The organism is Streptomyces sp. NPDC086554 (assembly GCF_040686095.1).
In the GTDB taxonomy this organism is placed as follows: domain Bacteria; phylum Actinomycetota; class Actinomycetes; order Streptomycetales; family Streptomycetaceae; genus Streptomyces.
On sequence record NZ_JBFBJK010000008.1, the window covers coordinates 20,318 to 37,092 of the forward strand.

At 72.4% G+C, this 16,775-nt stretch carries 14 protein-coding genes; 7 read left to right on the top strand and 7 right to left on the bottom strand.

The window, feature by feature from the left end; genetic code table 11:
- Positions 1-5: 5 nt before the first annotated feature.
- From AB0O76_RS14675 to AB0O76_RS14700, 6 genes are read left to right on the top strand one after another with little or no spacing between them, the layout of a single operon-like run.
- A complete protein-coding gene (locus tag AB0O76_RS14675) occupies positions 6-962 on the top strand; it encodes an ABC transporter permease (protein ID WP_365489837.1) in 957 nt (318 codons plus the stop codon).
- Positions 962-1,759 (top strand): ABC transporter permease subunit, encoded by a 798-nt coding sequence (locus tag AB0O76_RS14680; protein WP_365489840.1) that lies wholly within the window; start codon positions 962-964, stop codon positions 1,757-1,759. Before AB0O76_RS14675 ends, AB0O76_RS14680 begins: the two co-directional genes overlap by 1 nt.
- Positions 1,756-3,303: an ATP-binding cassette domain-containing protein gene (locus AB0O76_RS14685; RefSeq protein WP_365489843.1), complete on the top strand. Its 1,548-nt coding sequence runs from the start codon at positions 1,756-1,758 to the stop codon at positions 3,301-3,303. The genes AB0O76_RS14680 and AB0O76_RS14685 overlap by 4 nt, the downstream gene beginning before the upstream one ends.
- Positions 3,293-4,687, top strand: coding sequence for a methyltransferase domain-containing protein (locus AB0O76_RS14690; protein WP_365489846.1), 1,395 nt, complete (start codon positions 3,293-3,295; stop codon positions 4,685-4,687). Before AB0O76_RS14685 ends, AB0O76_RS14690 begins: the two co-directional genes overlap by 11 nt.
- Positions 4,684-6,123, top strand: coding sequence for a class I SAM-dependent methyltransferase (locus AB0O76_RS14695; protein ID WP_365489849.1), 1,440 nt, complete (start codon positions 4,684-4,686; stop codon positions 6,121-6,123). The genes AB0O76_RS14690 and AB0O76_RS14695 overlap by 4 nt, the downstream gene beginning before the upstream one ends.
- The gene (locus AB0O76_RS14700) at positions 6,120-8,141 is read left to right on the top strand and encodes a phosphopantetheine-binding protein (RefSeq protein ID WP_365489852.1); all 2,022 of its coding nucleotides are present in this window, start codon (positions 6,120-6,122) and stop codon (positions 8,139-8,141) included. Before AB0O76_RS14695 ends, AB0O76_RS14700 begins: the two co-directional genes overlap by 4 nt.
- 48 nt (positions 8,142-8,189) lie before the next feature.
- Here AB0O76_RS14700 and AB0O76_RS14705 read toward each other — a convergent pair whose 3' ends face one another.
- Complete coding sequence (locus tag AB0O76_RS14705; protein ID WP_365489855.1) at positions 8,190-9,113, bottom strand: NAD(P)/FAD-dependent oxidoreductase; 924 nt, start codon at positions 9,111-9,113, stop codon at positions 8,190-8,192.
- A gap of 125 nt (positions 9,114-9,238) precedes the next feature.
- Here AB0O76_RS14705 and AB0O76_RS14710 point away from each other — a divergent pair, with 125 nt between their 5' ends.
- A complete protein-coding gene (locus AB0O76_RS14710; RefSeq protein WP_365489858.1) occupies positions 9,239-10,312 on the top strand; it encodes a saccharopine dehydrogenase NADP-binding domain-containing protein in 1,074 nt (357 codons plus the stop codon).
- Between the two features lie 55 nt (positions 10,313-10,367).
- Here AB0O76_RS14710 and AB0O76_RS14715 read toward each other — a convergent pair whose 3' ends face one another.
- From AB0O76_RS14715 to AB0O76_RS14740, 6 genes are all read right to left on the bottom strand, one after another.
- Complete coding sequence (locus AB0O76_RS14715; protein ID WP_365489861.1) at positions 10,368-12,551, bottom strand: cation-translocating P-type ATPase; 2,184 nt, start codon at positions 12,549-12,551, stop codon at positions 10,368-10,370.
- Positions 12,552-12,553: 2 nt separating this feature from the next.
- Complete coding sequence (locus AB0O76_RS14720) at positions 12,554-12,865, bottom strand: DUF1490 family protein (RefSeq protein ID WP_365489864.1); 312 nt, start codon at positions 12,863-12,865, stop codon at positions 12,554-12,556.
- Positions 12,866-12,922: 57 nt separating this feature from the next.
- Positions 12,923-13,840, bottom strand: a complete 918-nt coding sequence (locus AB0O76_RS14725; protein WP_365489867.1) for a metal ABC transporter permease — start codon at positions 13,838-13,840, stop codon at positions 12,923-12,925.
- Positions 13,837-14,751: a metal ABC transporter ATP-binding protein gene (locus AB0O76_RS14730; protein WP_365489869.1), complete on the bottom strand. Its 915-nt coding sequence runs from the start codon at positions 14,749-14,751 to the stop codon at positions 13,837-13,839. Before AB0O76_RS14730 ends, AB0O76_RS14725 begins: the two co-directional genes overlap by 4 nt.
- Positions 14,752-14,759: 8 nt before the next feature.
- The gene (locus AB0O76_RS14735; protein ID WP_365489872.1) at positions 14,760-15,695 is read right to left on the bottom strand and encodes a zinc ABC transporter substrate-binding protein; all 936 of its coding nucleotides are present in this window, start codon (positions 15,693-15,695) and stop codon (positions 14,760-14,762) included.
- 111 nt (positions 15,696-15,806) lie between these two features.
- The gene (locus tag AB0O76_RS14740; RefSeq protein ID WP_365489874.1) at positions 15,807-16,757 is read right to left on the bottom strand and encodes a helix-turn-helix domain-containing protein; all 951 of its coding nucleotides are present in this window, start codon (positions 16,755-16,757) and stop codon (positions 15,807-15,809) included.
- Positions 16,758-16,775 lie beyond the last annotated feature (18 nt).

Genomic DNA, 16,775 nt, shown 5'->3' on the forward strand with positions numbered 1-16,775 from the left:
GGCCGGTGTCCCGTCCGTTGCTCCTCCCGGCACTCCGACTCGTCCTGCTGACGGTGGCGGCGACGGCGGTCGTCTTCGCCGCCACCGCGCTGCTGCCCGGCGACGCGGGCGAGGTACGGGGCGCCGGGCGGGCATCGGAGGGGGAGCTCGCCGATGAACGGCACCGGCTCGGTCTCGACCTGCCCGCCCCCGTGCGCTATCTCGACTGGCTGTCCGGTGCGGTGCGCGGCGATCTGGGCCGGTCGCTGGTGAGCGGGCGAGCCGTGACGGGGCGCTTCGCCGAGCGGCTGCCCGCGACGGCCGTCCTCGTCGCCTTCGCTCTCGCTCTGACCGCGCTGCTCACGACGGCCGCCCTGACCGTCGCGTTCCTGCGGGGCGGGCGGGGCGGCGCGGCGGCGACCGGGATCGCCGCGATACCGCAGTCGGTGCACGCGGCCGTCCTCGGCACGGTCTTCGCCGGAATCCTGGGCTGGCTTCCCGCCGTGTCCCTGCTGCCGCCGGGCGGCTCACCCCTCGACGCACCGGAGGCTCTGGTGCTGCCCGCCGTCACGCTGGCGTTGCCCTCGGCGGCGTATGCCACCGCACTGCTGCGTGGAACGCTCCTCGACACCCTGCGCCGCCCGCATGTCGGCGACGCCCGCATGCGGGGCCTGCCCCCAGGCCTCGTCCTGCTCCGGCATGTCGTGCCCTTCCTGCTGGTACCGGCGGCGCGGGTGACCGCGCTGGTGGCGGGCGGTCTCATGGCGGGCACGGCGCTGGTGGAGACGGTGTTCGGCTACCCCGGCACCGGCAGCCTGCTGGTATCGGCGGTCGCCGTGCGGGACATCCCCGTCGTGCAGGCCGCCGCGCTGCCCCCGATCGTCGTCCTCCTGCTCTGCATGCTGGTCGCCGACCGCCTTGACGTACGTCCTTCGGGGCGGGCGCCGGACCTCCGGGTGGCGGCGGTCGGGGTGAGGGCTTGATGCGTGCCTCACGGGCCCTCGCCCCGGCCCTGTCCACCGTGGGGGCGACAGCTGCCCTGGTCCTCCTGGGGCGATACGCGGCCCCGCACCATCCGGAGCAACAAGTCGGCGTGCCCTGGCGGCCGCCAGGCTCCGACGCGCTGCTCGGGACGGACGGCCTGGGCCGTGACGTGCTGTCGCGTGTGTTGTACGGAGGCACTGACCTCATGGCGGTGTCACTGCTGGCCGCGGTGGTGGCCGCAGGCTGCGGCACCGCGCTGGGTCTTGCCGCCGGGTGGACCGGCGGGCGTCTCGCCCGAGCGGTGTTCTGGCTGTGCGACCTGCTGCTCTCGGTGCCCGCGCTCGTCCTCGCGCTGGTCCTCGCCGTCGCCCTGCCGGGTGCGACGGCGGTGGTGGTGGCATCCGTGCTCAGCGGTACGCCCCTCACCGCGCGCGTGGTGGCGGGTGAGGCGGCGCTGCTGCGGGGGAGCGGGCATGTGCGGGCGGCCCAGGAGCGGGGCGAAACCGTGTCGTACGTCCTCGCCCGCGAGGTGTTGCCCGCGTTGCGCGGCCTGGTGACGGCCGACGCGGGGCTCCGTCTGGTGACCGCGCTGCAGCTCGCCTCGGCCCTCGCCGTCCTGGGGCTCGGGCCCCAACCACCGGACGCCGACTGGGCGTTGATGCTGAGCGAGAACCTGCCGGGTGCCGCGCTCAACCCGGCGGCGCTCCTTGCGCCCGCCGCGCTCCTCGCGGGCTGCGCCTGGGCGCCGGCCGCGGCGGCGCACCGGGTGGGGCAGGGAAGGGAGTACGCCGTATGACGACCACTCCGGAGTTGCTCGGGGCTGAGGGGCTGACGGTGCGCAGGGCGGGGGACGGGTCCGTCATCGTGCCGTCGACCGGCCTGCGGGCAGCAGCGGGCCAGATCGTGCTGATCACCGGCCCCTCGGGAGCCGGCAAGACGACCCTGCTGCACGCCCTCCTGGACACCCTGCCGCCGTCCCTTCACCGGTCGGCGGGAACTGTGCGCTGGCAGGGCACACCGGTCGAGCAGGGCCGCGCTGCCCGCAAGTGGCGCCGCGCGCGGTGCGGGTGGCTGGGCCAGGACCCCGGCGCAGGGCTGCATCCGCTGTGGCGGGTCGACCGCCTCATCGGCGAGAACCTCACGACCGACCGCGACACCAGATCCGCATACGTCGCCGAGCAACTCGACCTCCTGGACCTCCCGCCCGAGACCGCCCTGCGTCGCGCATCCGAGCTCTCCGGCGGCCAGGCCCAACGGGTCGCCCTGGCCCGCGCCCTGGCCACGGACCCCGCGCTGCTGATCCTGGACGAGCCGACATCGGCCATGGACCCGAAGACGGCGTCCCTGGTCACCCGTGCCGTTGCGGACCGACGAGGCTCACCGCACCACTGCGTGGTCGTGGTGAGCCACGACGAGTCCCTCTTCGGTGAACTGGCGGACACGACGCTGCGCGTCGCTGCGGCTGCCCCGGCCAAGGGCGGTGGCCCGATTCCTTCCACGGGGCGAGCGGGGATGCTCCAGGCGTCGTCGCCGGGCGGCGGAGATGTGTTCCGCGAAGGCCGGTCGGCTGCTTCGCGGGCCACCGCTGTGCTCCGTCACCGCACCCTCCTCTCCGCCCAGAACCTCCTCCTGACCACCCCCGACGGGACCGTGCTCCTGGAGGACGGAGCGCTGGAGCTGGCAGCCGGGAGTTCCACCGTCGTGGTCGGGAGCTCGGGGGCCGGCAAGACGACGCTGCTGCACGCGCTTGTCGGGCGGCGGCCCGCAACGGACGGCACTGTGCTGCTGCACGGCACGCCGCTGCCAGGGCCCACCCGGCGCCGCAGCCGCGAGCAGCTGCGTGCCGTGCAGCTCGTCGGGCAGAGCGCCGTCGACGAGCTGAACCCGGCCCACCGAGTGGACCGGGCCGTGGCCAGACCGCTGTCCCTGCTGCACGGCCTGGGCCGGGCGGCCGCCCTCGCCGACGCACGGGCCGTCCTTGCGGAAGTCGGGCTGCCTCCCGGCTCCGAGACGCGGCGCCCGCACCGGCTCTCCGGTGGCCAGCGGCAGCGCGTCGTCCTCGCCCGAGCACTGGCCGCGCGCCCCGACGTACTGCTCCTCGACGAACCCACCGCGTCCCTCGACGGCACAACCGCCCGCGCCGTACTCGACCTGCTCGACCGGATCCGTGCGACAGGCACCGCGATCCTGACCGTCACCCACGACCCGGCCGTCACCGCCCGAGCGGACGACGTACTCGAACTGCGTGACGGCCGACTTGCCCCCGTTCCGCAAGCCCCCTTGCCCGCCGCATCCGCGCACCCCCTCACCCGACGAACGGAGCCTCCTCGTGCCCGATGACACGACCGAAGCGACAGCCGCCACAGATCAGCGGAGGATCACCGAACTCATCGCGGGCCACCCGTGGGTGGCCGACGTGCGCCCCGGCCCCGATGGCGTCCTGCGCGTCACGCCCCACCCGAGCGCGACAGCAGTCCTCCCGACCCCCGGCCCCTTGGTGCGCGAGCACCTCGCGCACTGGGCCGAGGTGTACGAGTGGGTGTACGAGACCGGAGAAGGCCGGCACGCCGACGATCTCGATCTCTCGGGCTGGCGCACCTCCGACACCGGGGAGCCGCTGTCCGCGGCCCACATGCGTGACTGGGTCGACCGCACGGTCGACCTCGTTCTCGCCCAGCGGCCCCGTCGCCTCCTGGAACTCGGCTGCGGTACAGGCCTGTTGGCCCATCGGCTGCACACCCACCTCGACGGCTACGTCGGTACGGACGTGGCCGACGTAGCCGTCGAGCGGCTGCGCGCCGCTCGCCTGCCCCGCACCGCCTTCGTCCGTGCGGCAGCCCACGAGGCGGAGTCGCCCGCCGTGCGGGAGGCGATGGAGGTGGTGTTCGGACCTGGCGTACGTCCCGACTGCGTCCTGCTGAACTCCGTCACCCAGTGCTTCCCCAACCTCCTGTACCTGACGGCCTTCCTGCACCACGCGCTGGCCGCGGTGGAGGACGGCGGCACGGTGATCGTCGGCGACATTCGCCACTCGGGGCTCCTCGAAGACCACTTCGGCCGGACGGAGCGGGCCCGCGACCCCGAGGCGGCCGACGCGGACATCGCCGCGCGGGTCGCCTCGGCCGTGGCCGCGGACGGGGAACTCTCCTTCGCTCCCGAAGCCGTACGCGAGATCCTCGCCGCCCACCCCCGCGCCGTCCGCATGAGCGTCCACGCCCGCACCATGGCGGAAGACTCGGAACTCACCCGCTACCGCTACGACCTGGTCCTGCGCGTCGGCCCCTTCGCCGGTGCCCCGGACGAGTCGCCGGTGCGCCACCTGCCGTGGCAGGGTCCCGGCGGCGAACAGCTCCCTGCGGTGCTGCGTGCGGCCCTCGCGCCCGGCCCTGCCGTCCTGCACGGCATTCCCAACGCCCTCCTCACGGACGCCCCGGATGCCGTCACGCCTCATGACCTGCGGCAGGCGCTCACCGGCAAGGACGCCGCCGTGCTGCTCGACCCCGCCGACCCCCGGATGCTGGCCGTCGCCGCACCGGCCCACTGCGCCACCGCGGCGGCCCACCCTCCGGCGGACGGACCCGCCGGACGACTGGCCCACGAGCCGCTGCCCGCGTTCGTACGCCGCCGGCTGCCGGAAGTCCTGCGCGACCACATCCGCCGCACGGCACCAGGCGCCGTGCCGCCGAGGATCGTGGTGGACGAGACGTCGGAGGCCGCTGGATGACCACGGATTCCACCCCGGCCACCGGATCCCTGGCCGAAGTCCTGTCCGCCCTGCCCGAGGTGGCCGCCTGGCAACTGGTCCCGGGCGCCACGGGGGACACCCTGCTGGTCACCGGTCCGGCCACCGCGGAGGGGGACGTCGGCGGCGCAGGACCCGTCTCCGCCGCGCACGCCGCCGCCTCCGGCGATGCCGCCATCAGCGGCACGGACCTCGCCGAACTCCCCGCCCTGATGCGGCTGTTGGACGAGACGGCCCTGCTGACCATCGCGCGCATCCTCGACCGCACCCGGCTCTTCCGCGGCCCGGAGCCCCGCACGGCCGCCGACGTCGTGGGTGCGCTGGGGGTCGTGCCCCGCCACGCGTGGATCGTGCGGCGCTGGCTCGGCACCCTCGTCGAGGAGGGCCGGCTCGTACGCGACCCGGACACGGGCGGAGGCTATCGAGAGCTCGCCGCGCCCGATCGTGCGCAGTACGCCCGTGCCCGCCGGACCCTCGACGCGGCACGCCGCGGCATGGGCTACCCGGAGTCCATGACGCGGTTCTTCCTCGCGGCGGCCGACCGGCTGCCGCTGCTCCTCCAGGACCGTACGAGCCTGCAGGGCGTGCTCTTCCCCGAGGGGGACACGGGAACAGCGGAGGGCAACTACCGTGACAGCGCGCCGAGTCGGTGGGCCAACCACGCCGCCGCCGACCTGATCGCGCAGGAGGCCCACCGACGGGGGAAGGGCGGGCAGCCGCTGCGGGTGCTTGAGGTGGGCGCGGGAGTGGGCGGCACGACGGAAGCTGTGCTCGACGCCCTCCGCGACACCGGCGACGCTCCCGTCGACTACCTCTTCACCGACGTGTCCCACTTCTTCCTCCAGGCCGCCCGCGCCCGCTTCGGTGCCCAACCCGGGCTGAGCCAAGCCCTGTTCGACATCAACGCCGACCCTGTCGCCCAGGGGTTCACCCCCGGGACTCTCGACGTGATCCTCGCGGCGAACGTCCTGCACAACGCCCGCCATGCGGGCCGCGCCCTCGCGGCCCTGCGGGAACTCCTCACACCCGACGGCCTGTTGGTGCTCGTCGAGTCCTGCAAGGAGCACTATCAGGCGCTCACCTCGATGTATCTGCTGATGTCGCCGCAGCCCGACGAGGAGGGCTGGTTCACCGACCTGCGGGCCGGACAGGACCGGGTCTTCCTCACCGAGGAGGAGTGGGCACAGCAGCTCGACGGCGCCGGGTTCAGGACCCTGCCGGTCCTGCCACCCGCCGGGCACCCCCTGGCCGCCCTCGGCCAGCACGTCATCGCGGGCCGCCCCCGGCCGGACCACGGCCGCCCCGACCCCGCCCGGGTCGCCCGGGCGCTCGCCCGGCTGCCAGGTGCCGCCCGCCCCACCCGCGTCCACGCCGTGGACCGCGTACTCCCCACCACCGCGTCTGGAGCCACCAGTTGACCCCGTCCACCGCAACCTCCACCACCGTCCTTCCCGTCGCCCCGGACGATCTCGTCCGGGCTGTGCGCGGTGTCTGGGCCGACGTCCTGGACGCCGACCCCGCGTCCATACCGCCCGACGCCAGCTTCCTCGGCCTGGGCGGCGACTCGGTCCTCGCCGTACGCATGGCGGCCGTGGTCCGCAAACGCCTCGGGGTGAGCCTCGCCCTGTCCGACGTACGCGTCGAACACACAGCGGTGCACCTCGCCGCGCTCCTCCACGAGCGCGGCACCGCGGGAAGCGGCGCGCCGCGCAGGCTGGATCTGGACATCGAGCGGCGCGCCGACCCGGACGCGCCCTTCCCTCTGCTGCCGCTCCAGCAGGGGTACTTCGTCGGCCAGCAGGACGCCTGGGAGCTCTCCTACCGCTCCGCCCACCACTACGTGGACATCGGCCTGGAAGACATCGACGGCGAAGAGATCGCCGAGGCGCTCCAGGACGCGCTGGAACGCCTCGCGGAACACCAGTCGGTGCTGAGGGCCCGCGTCCTTCCCGACGGCAGGCAGCGGATTCTCCCCCTCGACGATCCCGACGCCATGCCGCGTCTGCTGGTGACCGATCTCGGCGCCGCGGGGGAGGAGGAGATCGCCACCACCCTTGCGGCGATCCGGCAGGAGATGAGCACCGAGGGTCCCGACCCGGCCGCGGGCTGCGGCCTCGACATGCGGCTCACCCTGCTCCCGGGGCAGCGAGCCCGGCTGCACTCCTCGACCAGCCTGCTGATCATCGACGGCTGGTCGTCCGGAGTCTTCTACCGGGATCTGTTCGCCCTCGTATCCGACTACAACGCGGTACTCGCCCCGCTGGAGGTCGACTTCGGCGACTACGTCACCAGCTTGCGCGACCTGCCCGACACCGAGCAGTGGCGTCAGGACCGCGACTGGTGGTGGGAGCGCCTCGACGCCTTTCCGCTGCCCCCGGCACTGCCCCTGGTGGCGGACCCCGCCGACGTGCGACCGACGCTGATGGGCACCCGGCAGGCCGTCCTCGACGCCGAGCGGTGGGCCGAGCTGCGCGCCCACTGCGCCGAGCACGGTGTCACACCGTCGGCCGCGATGTTCGCCGTGTTCTCCGCCGCGGTGGCCCGTGCCTGCGGGCACCGGCGCTTCCTGCTCAACACCCTCCAGCTGAACCGGCTTCCGTTGCACCCGGACGTGCCCCGCCTGGTGGGAGCGTTTTCGTCCACGATGCTGATGCCGGTCGAGCTGCCGCAGACCCCCGTCTTCGCCGATCTGGCCGTCAGCGCGCAGCAGTCCATGGGCGACGCCCTCGCGCACCACCTGATCACCGGAGTCGAGGTCTCCCGGGAGCTGGGCCGCCGCCGCGGCACCCGCCGTCCGGTCGCCCCCGTGGTCTTCCAGAGCACCCTCGGGGTGGATGCGGCACTGGGCAGTGAAGTCCCCCATGAGGCGGGACCGTTGGGCCGGATCGACCTGCTCAGCCACCATCAGCAGCTGAGGACCCCTCAGGTGGCCCTCGAAGTCCGCCTCTTCGAGCTGCGCGGCAAACTCGTCGTCGTCTTCTCGCTGGTGGAGGAGCTCTTCGCAGCCGAGGAGGTGGACCGCATGTTCCAGGACGTGGTCTCCACCGTCGAATCTCTGGTGGACAAGGAGGGCTGGTCGGCACCGGTCGAGCTGCCTGCCGAACTGGACGCCCCACAGGCAGACTTCGAAGCCGTGGGAGGGCGGCTGTCCGTCCCGTCGGCGCAGGACGCGCCGGGCGAGGAGCCCGGAGCTCCCCGTGGCGACCTCGAACTGGCCATCACGGCAGACTGGACCGAGCTGCTCGGGTGCGAGGTGAACGACCGGGCGGCGGACTTCTTCACGTTGGGCGGCGATTCGCTCCTCGCGGTGCGGATGCTCGGCGCACTGGCACGCAAGGGAGTCGGGAAGGTGACACCCCGCCGTTTCCTTGAACGCCCCACGGTGGCGGGTCTTGCCGCAGCGGTACGTGAGGCGGGTGCTCCCAAGGCGAGTTGACGACCGTGTGCGGCGGGAGCACAAGCCGTGCTCCCGCCGCACACCGGCTCAGCCGCCGAGCCCCGCGTCCTCCCGGAAGAGCTCCTGCTCCGCCCAGACCGCGGCGCGTGCCCCGTCCGCGGCGCCCGTGACCACGAAGGTGAGCGCGTCCGGCAGCGCCTCGAGCCGGGCGGCGTCCCCGGCCGCGTACACACCGGGCACGCTCGTGCGCTGGAACTCGTCCACGCGTACGCAGCCGTCGGGAAGCGCCTCGCAGCCGAGCTGCTCGGCGAGCGGGGAGTGCTGGCGGGTCGGAGCCCGGTGGTAGACGGCCTGCCGTTCGAGCACCCGGCCGTCCGCCAGGACGAGTCGGACCGCGCCCTCCTTGCCCTCGATCCGGGAGACGGGCGTCTCGTCGACGGCGATCCCGGCGTCGGCGAGCCTGCCCGCGGCCTGCTCGGGCACCGGATGCCCGTCCGTGCACACCACCACGTCGTCGCTGAACCGGTCGGCGACGTACAACGCCTGCATGACCTGGGGGAGTTCATGGCCGAGGACGGCCAGCGTCATGCCGCGGGTCTCCCAGCCGTGACAGAAGGGACAGTGATAGACACCCCGGCCGAAGAGTTCGCTCAGACCTTCCACCTGGTCGAGGACGTCGACCTGCCCGGTGGCGATGATGAGCTTGCGCCCCGTCACCCGCTCGCCGTCCGCGAGCGTCAGCGTGAACCCGTTCCCCTCCTTCTCGGCCGTCGTCACCAACGCCTCGCGGATCGCCACCCCCGGGTACGCCGCGAGCTGTTCGCGGCCTATGCGGCGCAGCTCGGCGGGCGGGAAGCCGTCACGGCTGAGGAGCATGTGCATCTCGGCAGCCGGCGCGTTGCGCGGTGCGCCGCTGTCCAGGAGCAGCACGTCGCGGCGCTGGCGGCCCGCCACGAGCGCCGCGTTGAGGCCGGCTGGGCCTGCACCGACCACGAGTACGTCGTACGACATCGTTCTCCTCCGCAGTTCTCAAGGCGCCTGTGTTGCGCCGCAGGGCGTCACACCCTCGATCTCTTATTGATAATAGTTATCAACTTCATGTGATGGGCCGTAACATCCAACGAAAGGGCGAACTCATGGACTCCACCCCGAAGATCGGCATCCTCGGTGGCTACGGAGCCGTCGGCAGCGCGGTGGTGCGCCGTCTGCTGCGGGCCGGCATCGGCCCGCTCCTGGTGGGCGGCCGGGACCCGTCCCGCGCCGCAGCCGTACTCGGAACGGACGTCAGCACGGCGGCCGTTGACCTCTGGGGGCCGACGCTGGACTCCTTCGTCAGCCGCTGTCGCCTCGTCGTCAACTGCGCGGGCCCGTCGTATCGCGTCCTCGACACGGTCGCGCGGGCGGCCTTGCGCCACGACGTGGACTACGTCGACGCGGCGGGCGACGACCCCGTCCACGCCCGGCTGACGGCGGAGGGCGGAGGCGGGTCCGCAGCGTGGCGGAGCGCGGGCCGCACCGCGGTGCTCTCCGCCGGAGCGCTGCCGGGGCTCTCCGGACTCCTGCCGCGTGCCTTGCTGGACCCGGCCGTGGTCCCCGCCCACCTGGACGGATACGTGGGCGGCGTGGCGGCGCTCACCCCCGCCGCCGCAGGGGACGTACTCCTCGCCCGAGGCCCCGAGCACGGCATCCCCTCTGCCGCCTGGGAAGACGGGCGGCTGCGCGACCGGGCCCTGCAACCGCGGCGTGACCTACGCCTCCGAGCCTTCCCCCAGCCGGTGACCGCTTTCCCCTATCTGCCCACCGAGACCGCCCGGCTCGCCGAGGCCGCAGACATCCGCCAGGTGCACTGGTATTCCGTCTTCGGTGGCGAGCGCCTCGCCGAGGAGCTCGCCATGGCCTGGGCCATGGGCACCGAGGACACCGCCGACCTGGTTCGAGCGGCGGACGAGGACGTACGCCGTCACGGATCCTGGTACGGGCAGGAGTTCCGCGTATGGCACGACACCCACGACGGCCCGCCCGCCCGCACCCTCACCCTGCGCGCCGAGGACTCCTACGAGCTCAGCGGCTTCCTCGCGGCCACCGTCGCGCAACACGTCCTGTCCGGCGCGGCGCGGCCCGGCGTGCACTTCGCGGCGGACGTTCTCGATGCCCGGGCCACGGTCAAGACTCTGGCGGCGGACGCAGTGGCCGAGGTGGAGATCACGTGACCCGCGTGGAGGCGACCCAGAGGCCCGCCCTGTTGGACCACCGCCGGTACTGACGTCAACGCACCCGCCGGTCCTCCAGCGGTGCCGCCCTCAGCACGTCGCCGTTCGTCCTGGGCAGATGCGGGGTGTGGTTGACCAGGCGGGCCGAGTTGCCGACGACGGCGATGCTGCTGGTGTTGTGCAGCAGGGCTGCGAGGACGGGGTTCATGGATCCCCCGGCGCCGGCGAGCAGGCCGAGCAGGTTGACGCCGATGGCGAGGCCGTAGTTCTGGCGTACGACGCGCAGCGTGTGGCGGCTGAGTTCGACGACGGCGGCGACCTGCCGCAGGTCGTTACCCGCGAGGGCGATGTCGGCCGTCTCCAGTGCCACGTGCGAGGAGTGCTCGCCCATGGTGATCCCGACATCGGCGAGGGCCAGGGCGGGGGCGTCATTGGTCCCGTCGCCGACCATCGCCACCGTGTGCCCCTCGGCCTGCAGGTCACGGATCAGCTGGAGTTTCCCTTCCGGGAGGGCGTGTGCGTGCACCTCGGTGATGCCGAGCGTGTCGGCGACGGCCTGTGCCGTTTCGGGGGCGTCGCCGGTGAGCAGCACCAGGCGCGACACCCCGAGGTCCCTCAGCTGCCGGATGACGGTCTCGGCCCCGGAACGTACGGCGTCGGAGACCCCCAGTATCCCGATCACGTCCGTGTCGTGGGCCAGGCAGATGACCGTCTCGCCGGCACCCCGCAGCCGCTCCGTCCAGCCCTGGGCCTGTCTGGTCAGCTCGACGCCGTGCTGGCGCAGCAGGGCGGGGCTGCCGACCAGCAGACGGCTGCCGTCCAGCTCGGCGCGCATGCCCATGCCGAGCACGACTTCGCAGGCCTGGTGGATGGGGACGTGCAGGTGCTGTTCCTCGGTCCGGGCGACGATGGCCTGCGCGAGCGGGTGCCGGGCGTGCAGCTCTCCGGAGGCGGCCAGGCTCAGCACCTCGTCGGCCGTGAAGGCGTCGCTGAGGGTGACCACACTGGTGACCAGCGGCCGCCCGAAGGTGAGCGTGCCGGTCTTGTCGAAGACGACGGCCGTGACCCGCCCGACGCCCTCCAGGTGAGTGCCGCCCTTGATCAGGGTGCCGCGGCGCGCTCCGTTGCCGATGGCGGCGCTGATGGCCGTCGGCGTGGCCAGGCCGGCCGCGCACGGGCAGGCGATGAGCAGCATCGTCATCGCGCGGCGCGCGTCGCGCGTGAGGACGTACGTCAGCGCGGCCAGCGCGAAGGAGACGGGAACGAAGCGCTGGGTGAAGCGGGTGGCCACGGTCTGGATCGGCGCCCGGTCGGACTGGGCCTCCTCGACCCGGCTGATGATCCGTCCCACGGTGGTGTCCCGTCCGACGGAGGCGGCCCGGACGGTGAGGGACCCCGACGCGACGATGGTGCCGGCGTAGACGTGGGAACCGGTGCGGGCGTAGACGGGCAGGGCCTCGCCGGTGATCGCGGCCTGGTCCACCAGTGCGTCGCCGGAGACGACGTGTCCGTCGACCGGGATCCGGTGGTGCTCGTACACGGCGACCACGTCGTCCCTCTCGACGTCCTCGATCGCCGTCTCGACCTCGACACCGTCCCGTACGAGCCAGACGCGCTCCTCACCGATGGTGAGCAGCTCCTCGATGGCGCGGCGGGTGCGGCGCAGCGTCAGTGTCTGGAGGAACTCGCCGATGTTCAGGAGCCACAGCACGGTGAGGGCGACGACGTTCTCACGGAGTACCAGTGAGATGACCGTCGCCGCCGTGACCAGCGTGTCCGTCCCCGGCGAGCTGCGGCCCCGGAGCGAGCGCAGCGCACCGCGGAAGAAGGGCAGGCCGGTGAAGACGGTCACCGCGCCGAGCAATCCCGAGGATCCGAGGGTGAGCCGTGGGCGGCGCAGCAGACGGCGCAGCGCCACGAGCGCGAGGACCGCGCCACCGACCACCAGGCGGGCGACCTCGCCGGTGGAGGAGTCGGGTGTGGAACGGGTGGGGGTGGCCGGCGCGGAATCGGGCGGCGCCTCTTCGAGCAGGGCGATCAGCCGGTCGACGTCCATGCGGTCCGGCGCCACCCAGATGACCACGCTTCCGGTACGCGGGAAGATCCGCAGCGCCCGGAACCCGGCGAGGCCGGTCAGGCGCTCGTCGACCAGGCCCGCGCTGCCGGGACGGGCCCGCACCCAGGGAACGCTCAGCCGGGCCCGGCCCGTGGCGACGGAGCAGACGACCACGCCGGACATGATCAGTGCTCGTGTCCGTGATCGTGGTCATCGACGCTGACAGCGGAGGGCGGTGGTACCTCCTCGCCCAAAGTGGTCCGGGCCTCGGCGAGCATGTCGCCCGCCTTGAGCCGGGCCTCTTCGGCGGCCGAGGCGAGCCACCGGCCGGCGACGATTCCGTTCGCGATGCCACCGACGAGCGCCTTGCGGGCTGCGGGCTTGGCCTCCGGAAGCCGCTTGGCGGCTCCCTTGATGATCAGGCCGCCCACGACGCCCGAGACTGCGTAGTGTGCCAGGCGCCCACCTGCGGCACCGACGAGCGCGACGGGATGCATAACAGGCTCCTTCCGCCGGTGCCCGAACGGGATCGATCGGACACGACGGGACTCTCCTCAAGTCTGCGCCTCCGTGGCCCACCGGGTCGAACCGAGGGCGACGGAAGCGCGGGCCCGCCGCTTGCCGGTCAGGCGGCAGACGAGGTAGATCACGAACGAGATCGTCGTGACATAAGGGCTGATGGGGACGGTGCTGCCGAGCGCGAGCAGAATCCCTCCCTCCATCGAGACCAACGCGAAGACGACGCTCAGTACAGGCAGCAGTACGGGAGAAGCGGTGATCCGCGCGGCGGCGGCAGCCGGGGTGACAAGGAGCGAGAGCACAAGCAGCGCCCCGACGATCTGTACACAGAGGGCCACCGCGAGGCCGAGCACCAGCATGAACGCCAGGGACAGGGCGCGTACGGGAACACCCCGCGCCTCGGCCACCTCCGGATCGGCGCTGGCGAAGGTCAGCGGCTTCCAGACGATGACGAGCGCGAGGAGCACCACCACGGACGTGCCGACGAGCCACGCCATCTGCGGGGTGCCGACGGCGATGATCTGGCCGGTCAGAATGCCGAACTTGTTCGCCGCCCGGCCCTTGTAGAGGGACAGGAAGAGCACGCCGAGGCCAAGGCCGAACGGCATGATGATGCCGATGATCGAGTTGCGGTCGCGGGAGCGGACGCCCAGCAGGCCGATCGCTCCCGCCGCAAGGAGGGAACCGACGATGGACCCGGCCACGATGTTCACTCCGAGGAGCAGCGCCGCCGAGGCCCCGGCGAACGACAGCTCACTGATCCCGTGCACGGCGAACGGCAGATCGCGCATGATCACGAATACCCCGACCAGGCCGCCGACCAGGCCGAGGAGCACCCCGGCCAGCAGGGAGTTCTGGACCAGGCCGAGCAGTTCGCCGTAGTTGTCGAAGTTGAAGATCTGATGCCAGACGCTCGTGTCGTCCCCTTCGGCGAGCGGCTCACGTCCGGTCACGGCCGTCCGCCCCCGTTCAGCGCGCCTCCGTTCGGACCGTCTCCGTTCGGGCCGCGCGCGTGGTGGTGCACGGTGGCGGCGTCGGGTGCGCCGACGACGACGATGCGGTCCCTGACCCGGACCACGTCGACCTGTGTCCCGTACAGCCGCGACAGCGTGGCCGAGGTCATCACCTCTTCCGGCGGACCGATGCGGAATCCCCCCTGGGCCAGATACAGCACCCGGTCCACAAGACCCAGGACGGGGTTGATCTCGTGCGTCACGAAGACGATCGCGGTGTTCGCGGAGCGGCGCCGCCGGTCCACCAGCGCGGTGACCGTGCGCTGGTGCTGCAGGTCGAGGGAGAGCAGCGGCTCGTCGCAGAGCAGGATCCGCGGGTCGGTGGCCAGGGCCTGCGCGATGCGGATGCGCTGCTGTTCGCCGCCGGAGAGCCTGCCGACGGGCACATCCGCGTAAGGCGTCGCGCCGACCGAAGCCAGGATGTCGTCCACCCGGCGGCGGACCGTACGGCGGGCGAGCCGCAGCCCCCAGCGGTGCCCGTCGACACCGAGCTGTACGAGGTCACGGCCTCGCAGCATGGTGTGCGCCGGGAGGGATTTCTGTTGGGGTACGTAGCCGATGTGGCGGCTGCCGCACCGCGGGGCCCGTCCGAGAACCGTCAGCGATCCCGCGGTGAGTTGCTGCCGGCCGAGCAGTACCCGCAGCAGGCTGGTCTTGCCCGATCCGTTGGGGCCGAGGACCGCGAGAAACTCCCCGGGTTCCACATCCAGGTCCAGGTCGCGCCAGAGGACACGGTCGCCGTACGCCAGCGCGGCGCCCCGCAGGCTGATCACCGGCGCGGCCAAGTCGGGGCTCCCGCGGGCGGTGTCGTCCGGTCGGGAGAGCGGTGTGAGGGACTCCGTGCGGTCCATGAGCTGTCCTAGCCGTCCAGCGCGCTCTTGAGGGCATCGACGTTGGCCGTCATCCAGCTGACGTAGTCCTCGCCCCGGGGAAGGGTCTCGGTCACGGGTACCACCGGGACCCCGTTGTCCTCGGCGGCCTCCTTGACCTTCTCCGTCTGGGGGCTGGAGGTCTGCTCGTTGTAGACGAGGGCCTCGACCCGCCGGTCGGCGAACAGCTCGAGCGTCTGCCGCAGGACGCTCGGAGAGACGTCGTCCCCCTCCTCGACCGCTTCACTGAAGTCCTCGGGCGTGTGGTTCCGCAGCCCGCTCGCCTCGGTCAGATAGAGCGGAACGGGCTCCGTGACGGCGACAGCGGCGCCCTCGTGGTCCTCCTTGACCTGCGCTTCCTTGGTCTGGAGGGACGTCAGCTCCTCCTTGAACGTCTTGGCGTTCTGCCGGAAGACGTCGGCGTCGGCGGGAGCGGCCTTGGCCAGGGCGTCCGCGATCCGGTCGGCGAGCTTGCCCACCGTGGGGACGTCGTACCAGACGTGCTCGTTGAATTCCCCGCCCTCGGCCGGGGCCTTTCCCGAGACCTGCACGGCGTCGATGACATCGACCGACGGGTTGTCCGCGCTGCGCAACATCCTGCCGATGAAGTCGTCGTAGCCGCCGCCGTTCGCGACGACCAACTTCGCCTTGGACAAAGACAGTTGATTCTGCGTACTGGCCTCGTACGAGTGGGGGTCCTGCGCCGGGTCGCTGATGATCGAGACGACGTCGACCTTGTCGCCGCCGATCTGCTCGACCAGGTCGCCGTACACGTTGGTCGAGGCGACAACCGGGACGGCGTCCGCCGCAGCCGCACTCCGCGGCTTTTCGGGGGACCCGGCGCCCGACGATCCGCCGCAGCCGCAGGACAGGACCAGGGTGACACCGATGAGGAGGACCGCGCCGCGGGCCGAGGACACCTGCATACGAGGGCCTCCCAACCGGAGCGAAACCGAAACGGTTATCACCTGAATTATCGCCCCGCCGCTTCTCGCCCTCCACCGGAGCCGCTGCTTGATCGACGCCCAGCTCCGTCATCAGGTCTGGCTGAAGGTGCGGCGGTAGGCGCCGGGTGTGGTGCCGAGATGTGCTCGGAAGCGGCGGCGCAGGTTGACTGCGGAGGTGAGTCCGACGCGGGTGGCGATGGCTTCGACCGGCAGGTCGGTCTGTTCCAGCAAGACACGTGCCGCGTTGATGCGTTGGCCGAGCAGCCACTGCCCCGGGCTGGCGCCGAGTTGTTCGGTGAAGCGCCGGGCGAGGGTCCGGCTGGAAAGCCCGGCGCGTGCGGCGAGCCGGTCGAGGGTCAGCCGGGTGTCGAGCCGGGAGGCGGCCCACTCCAGCAGAGGTGCCAACGACTCGTCCGCCTTGGCCGGTGCGGGCTGCGCGGCGTACTGGAGTTGGCTGCCCTCCCGGTGCGGCGGCAGGACCATGTTTCTGGCGATCCGAGCGGCGTATGCCGCGCCGTGGTCGGAACGGACGAGGTGCAGGCACAGGTCGATGCCCGCACCGGTTCCGGCGCTGGTGGCCACATCGCCGTGGTCCACGAAGAGCACATCCTGGTCCATCCGAACCTCGGGAAAGGCTGCGGCGAGTCGGGCGGTGTCGCGCCAGTGGGTGGTGGCGCGGCGGCCGTCGAGCAGTCCGGCCTGGGCAAGGACGAAGGCCCCCGTGCAGATGGCGACGATCCTCGCCCCGCGCCGGTGGGCGGTCCACAGTGATTCAGTGACGGCCGGTGATGCGGGGGCGCCGGGCGGCTGCCAGCCGGGGACGATCACGGTGTCCGCCTGCTCCAGGGCCTCAAGACCGGCGTCGACGACCATCGCATAGCCGGCCGTGGTCGGCAGTGGGCCAGGGTGCTCGGCGCAGATCCCGAAGCTGTAGCGGGCCGGCTCGTCCTGCGGGGTGAAGCCGAAGACCTCGGTGGCGCAGGAGAGTTCGAAGGGCGACTGGGGCGGGTTGAGCAGGGCCACCACACGATGAGGGGGCATGGCAAGATTGTACCCTCA

What these genes read in the sequence shown, in the direction of transcription:
- AB0O76_RS14680 (WP_365489840.1), top strand. Translation starts at nt 962, where the DNA reads ATGCGTGCCTCACGGGCCCTCGCCCCGGCCCTGTCCACCGTGGGGGCG.
- AB0O76_RS14720 (WP_365489864.1), bottom strand. Translation starts at nt 12,865, where the DNA reads ATGCATCCCGTCGCGCTCGTCGGTGCCGCAGGTGGGCGCCTGGCACAC.
- AB0O76_RS14730 (WP_365489869.1), bottom strand. Translation starts at nt 14,751, where the DNA reads ATGGACCGCACGGAGTCCCTCACACCGCTCTCCCGACCGGACGACACC.
- AB0O76_RS14715 (WP_365489861.1), bottom strand. Translation starts at nt 12,551, where the DNA reads ATGTCCGGCGTGGTCGTCTGCTCCGTCGCCACGGGCCGGGCCCGGCTG.
- AB0O76_RS14695 (WP_365489849.1), top strand. Translation starts at nt 4,684, where the DNA reads ATGACCACGGATTCCACCCCGGCCACCGGATCCCTGGCCGAAGTCCTG.
- AB0O76_RS14710 (WP_365489858.1), top strand. Translation starts at nt 9,239, where the DNA reads ATGGACTCCACCCCGAAGATCGGCATCCTCGGTGGCTACGGAGCCGTC.
- AB0O76_RS14735 (WP_365489872.1), bottom strand. Translation starts at nt 15,695, where the DNA reads ATGCAGGTGTCCTCGGCCCGCGGCGCGGTCCTCCTCATCGGTGTCACC.
- AB0O76_RS14740 (WP_365489874.1), bottom strand. Translation starts at nt 16,757, where the DNA reads ATGCCCCCTCATCGTGTGGTGGCCCTGCTCAACCCGCCCCAGTCGCCC.
- AB0O76_RS14685 (WP_365489843.1), top strand. Translation starts at nt 1,756, where the DNA reads ATGACGACCACTCCGGAGTTGCTCGGGGCTGAGGGGCTGACGGTGCGC.
- AB0O76_RS14705 (WP_365489855.1), bottom strand. Translation starts at nt 9,113, where the DNA reads ATGTCGTACGACGTACTCGTGGTCGGTGCAGGCCCAGCCGGCCTCAAC.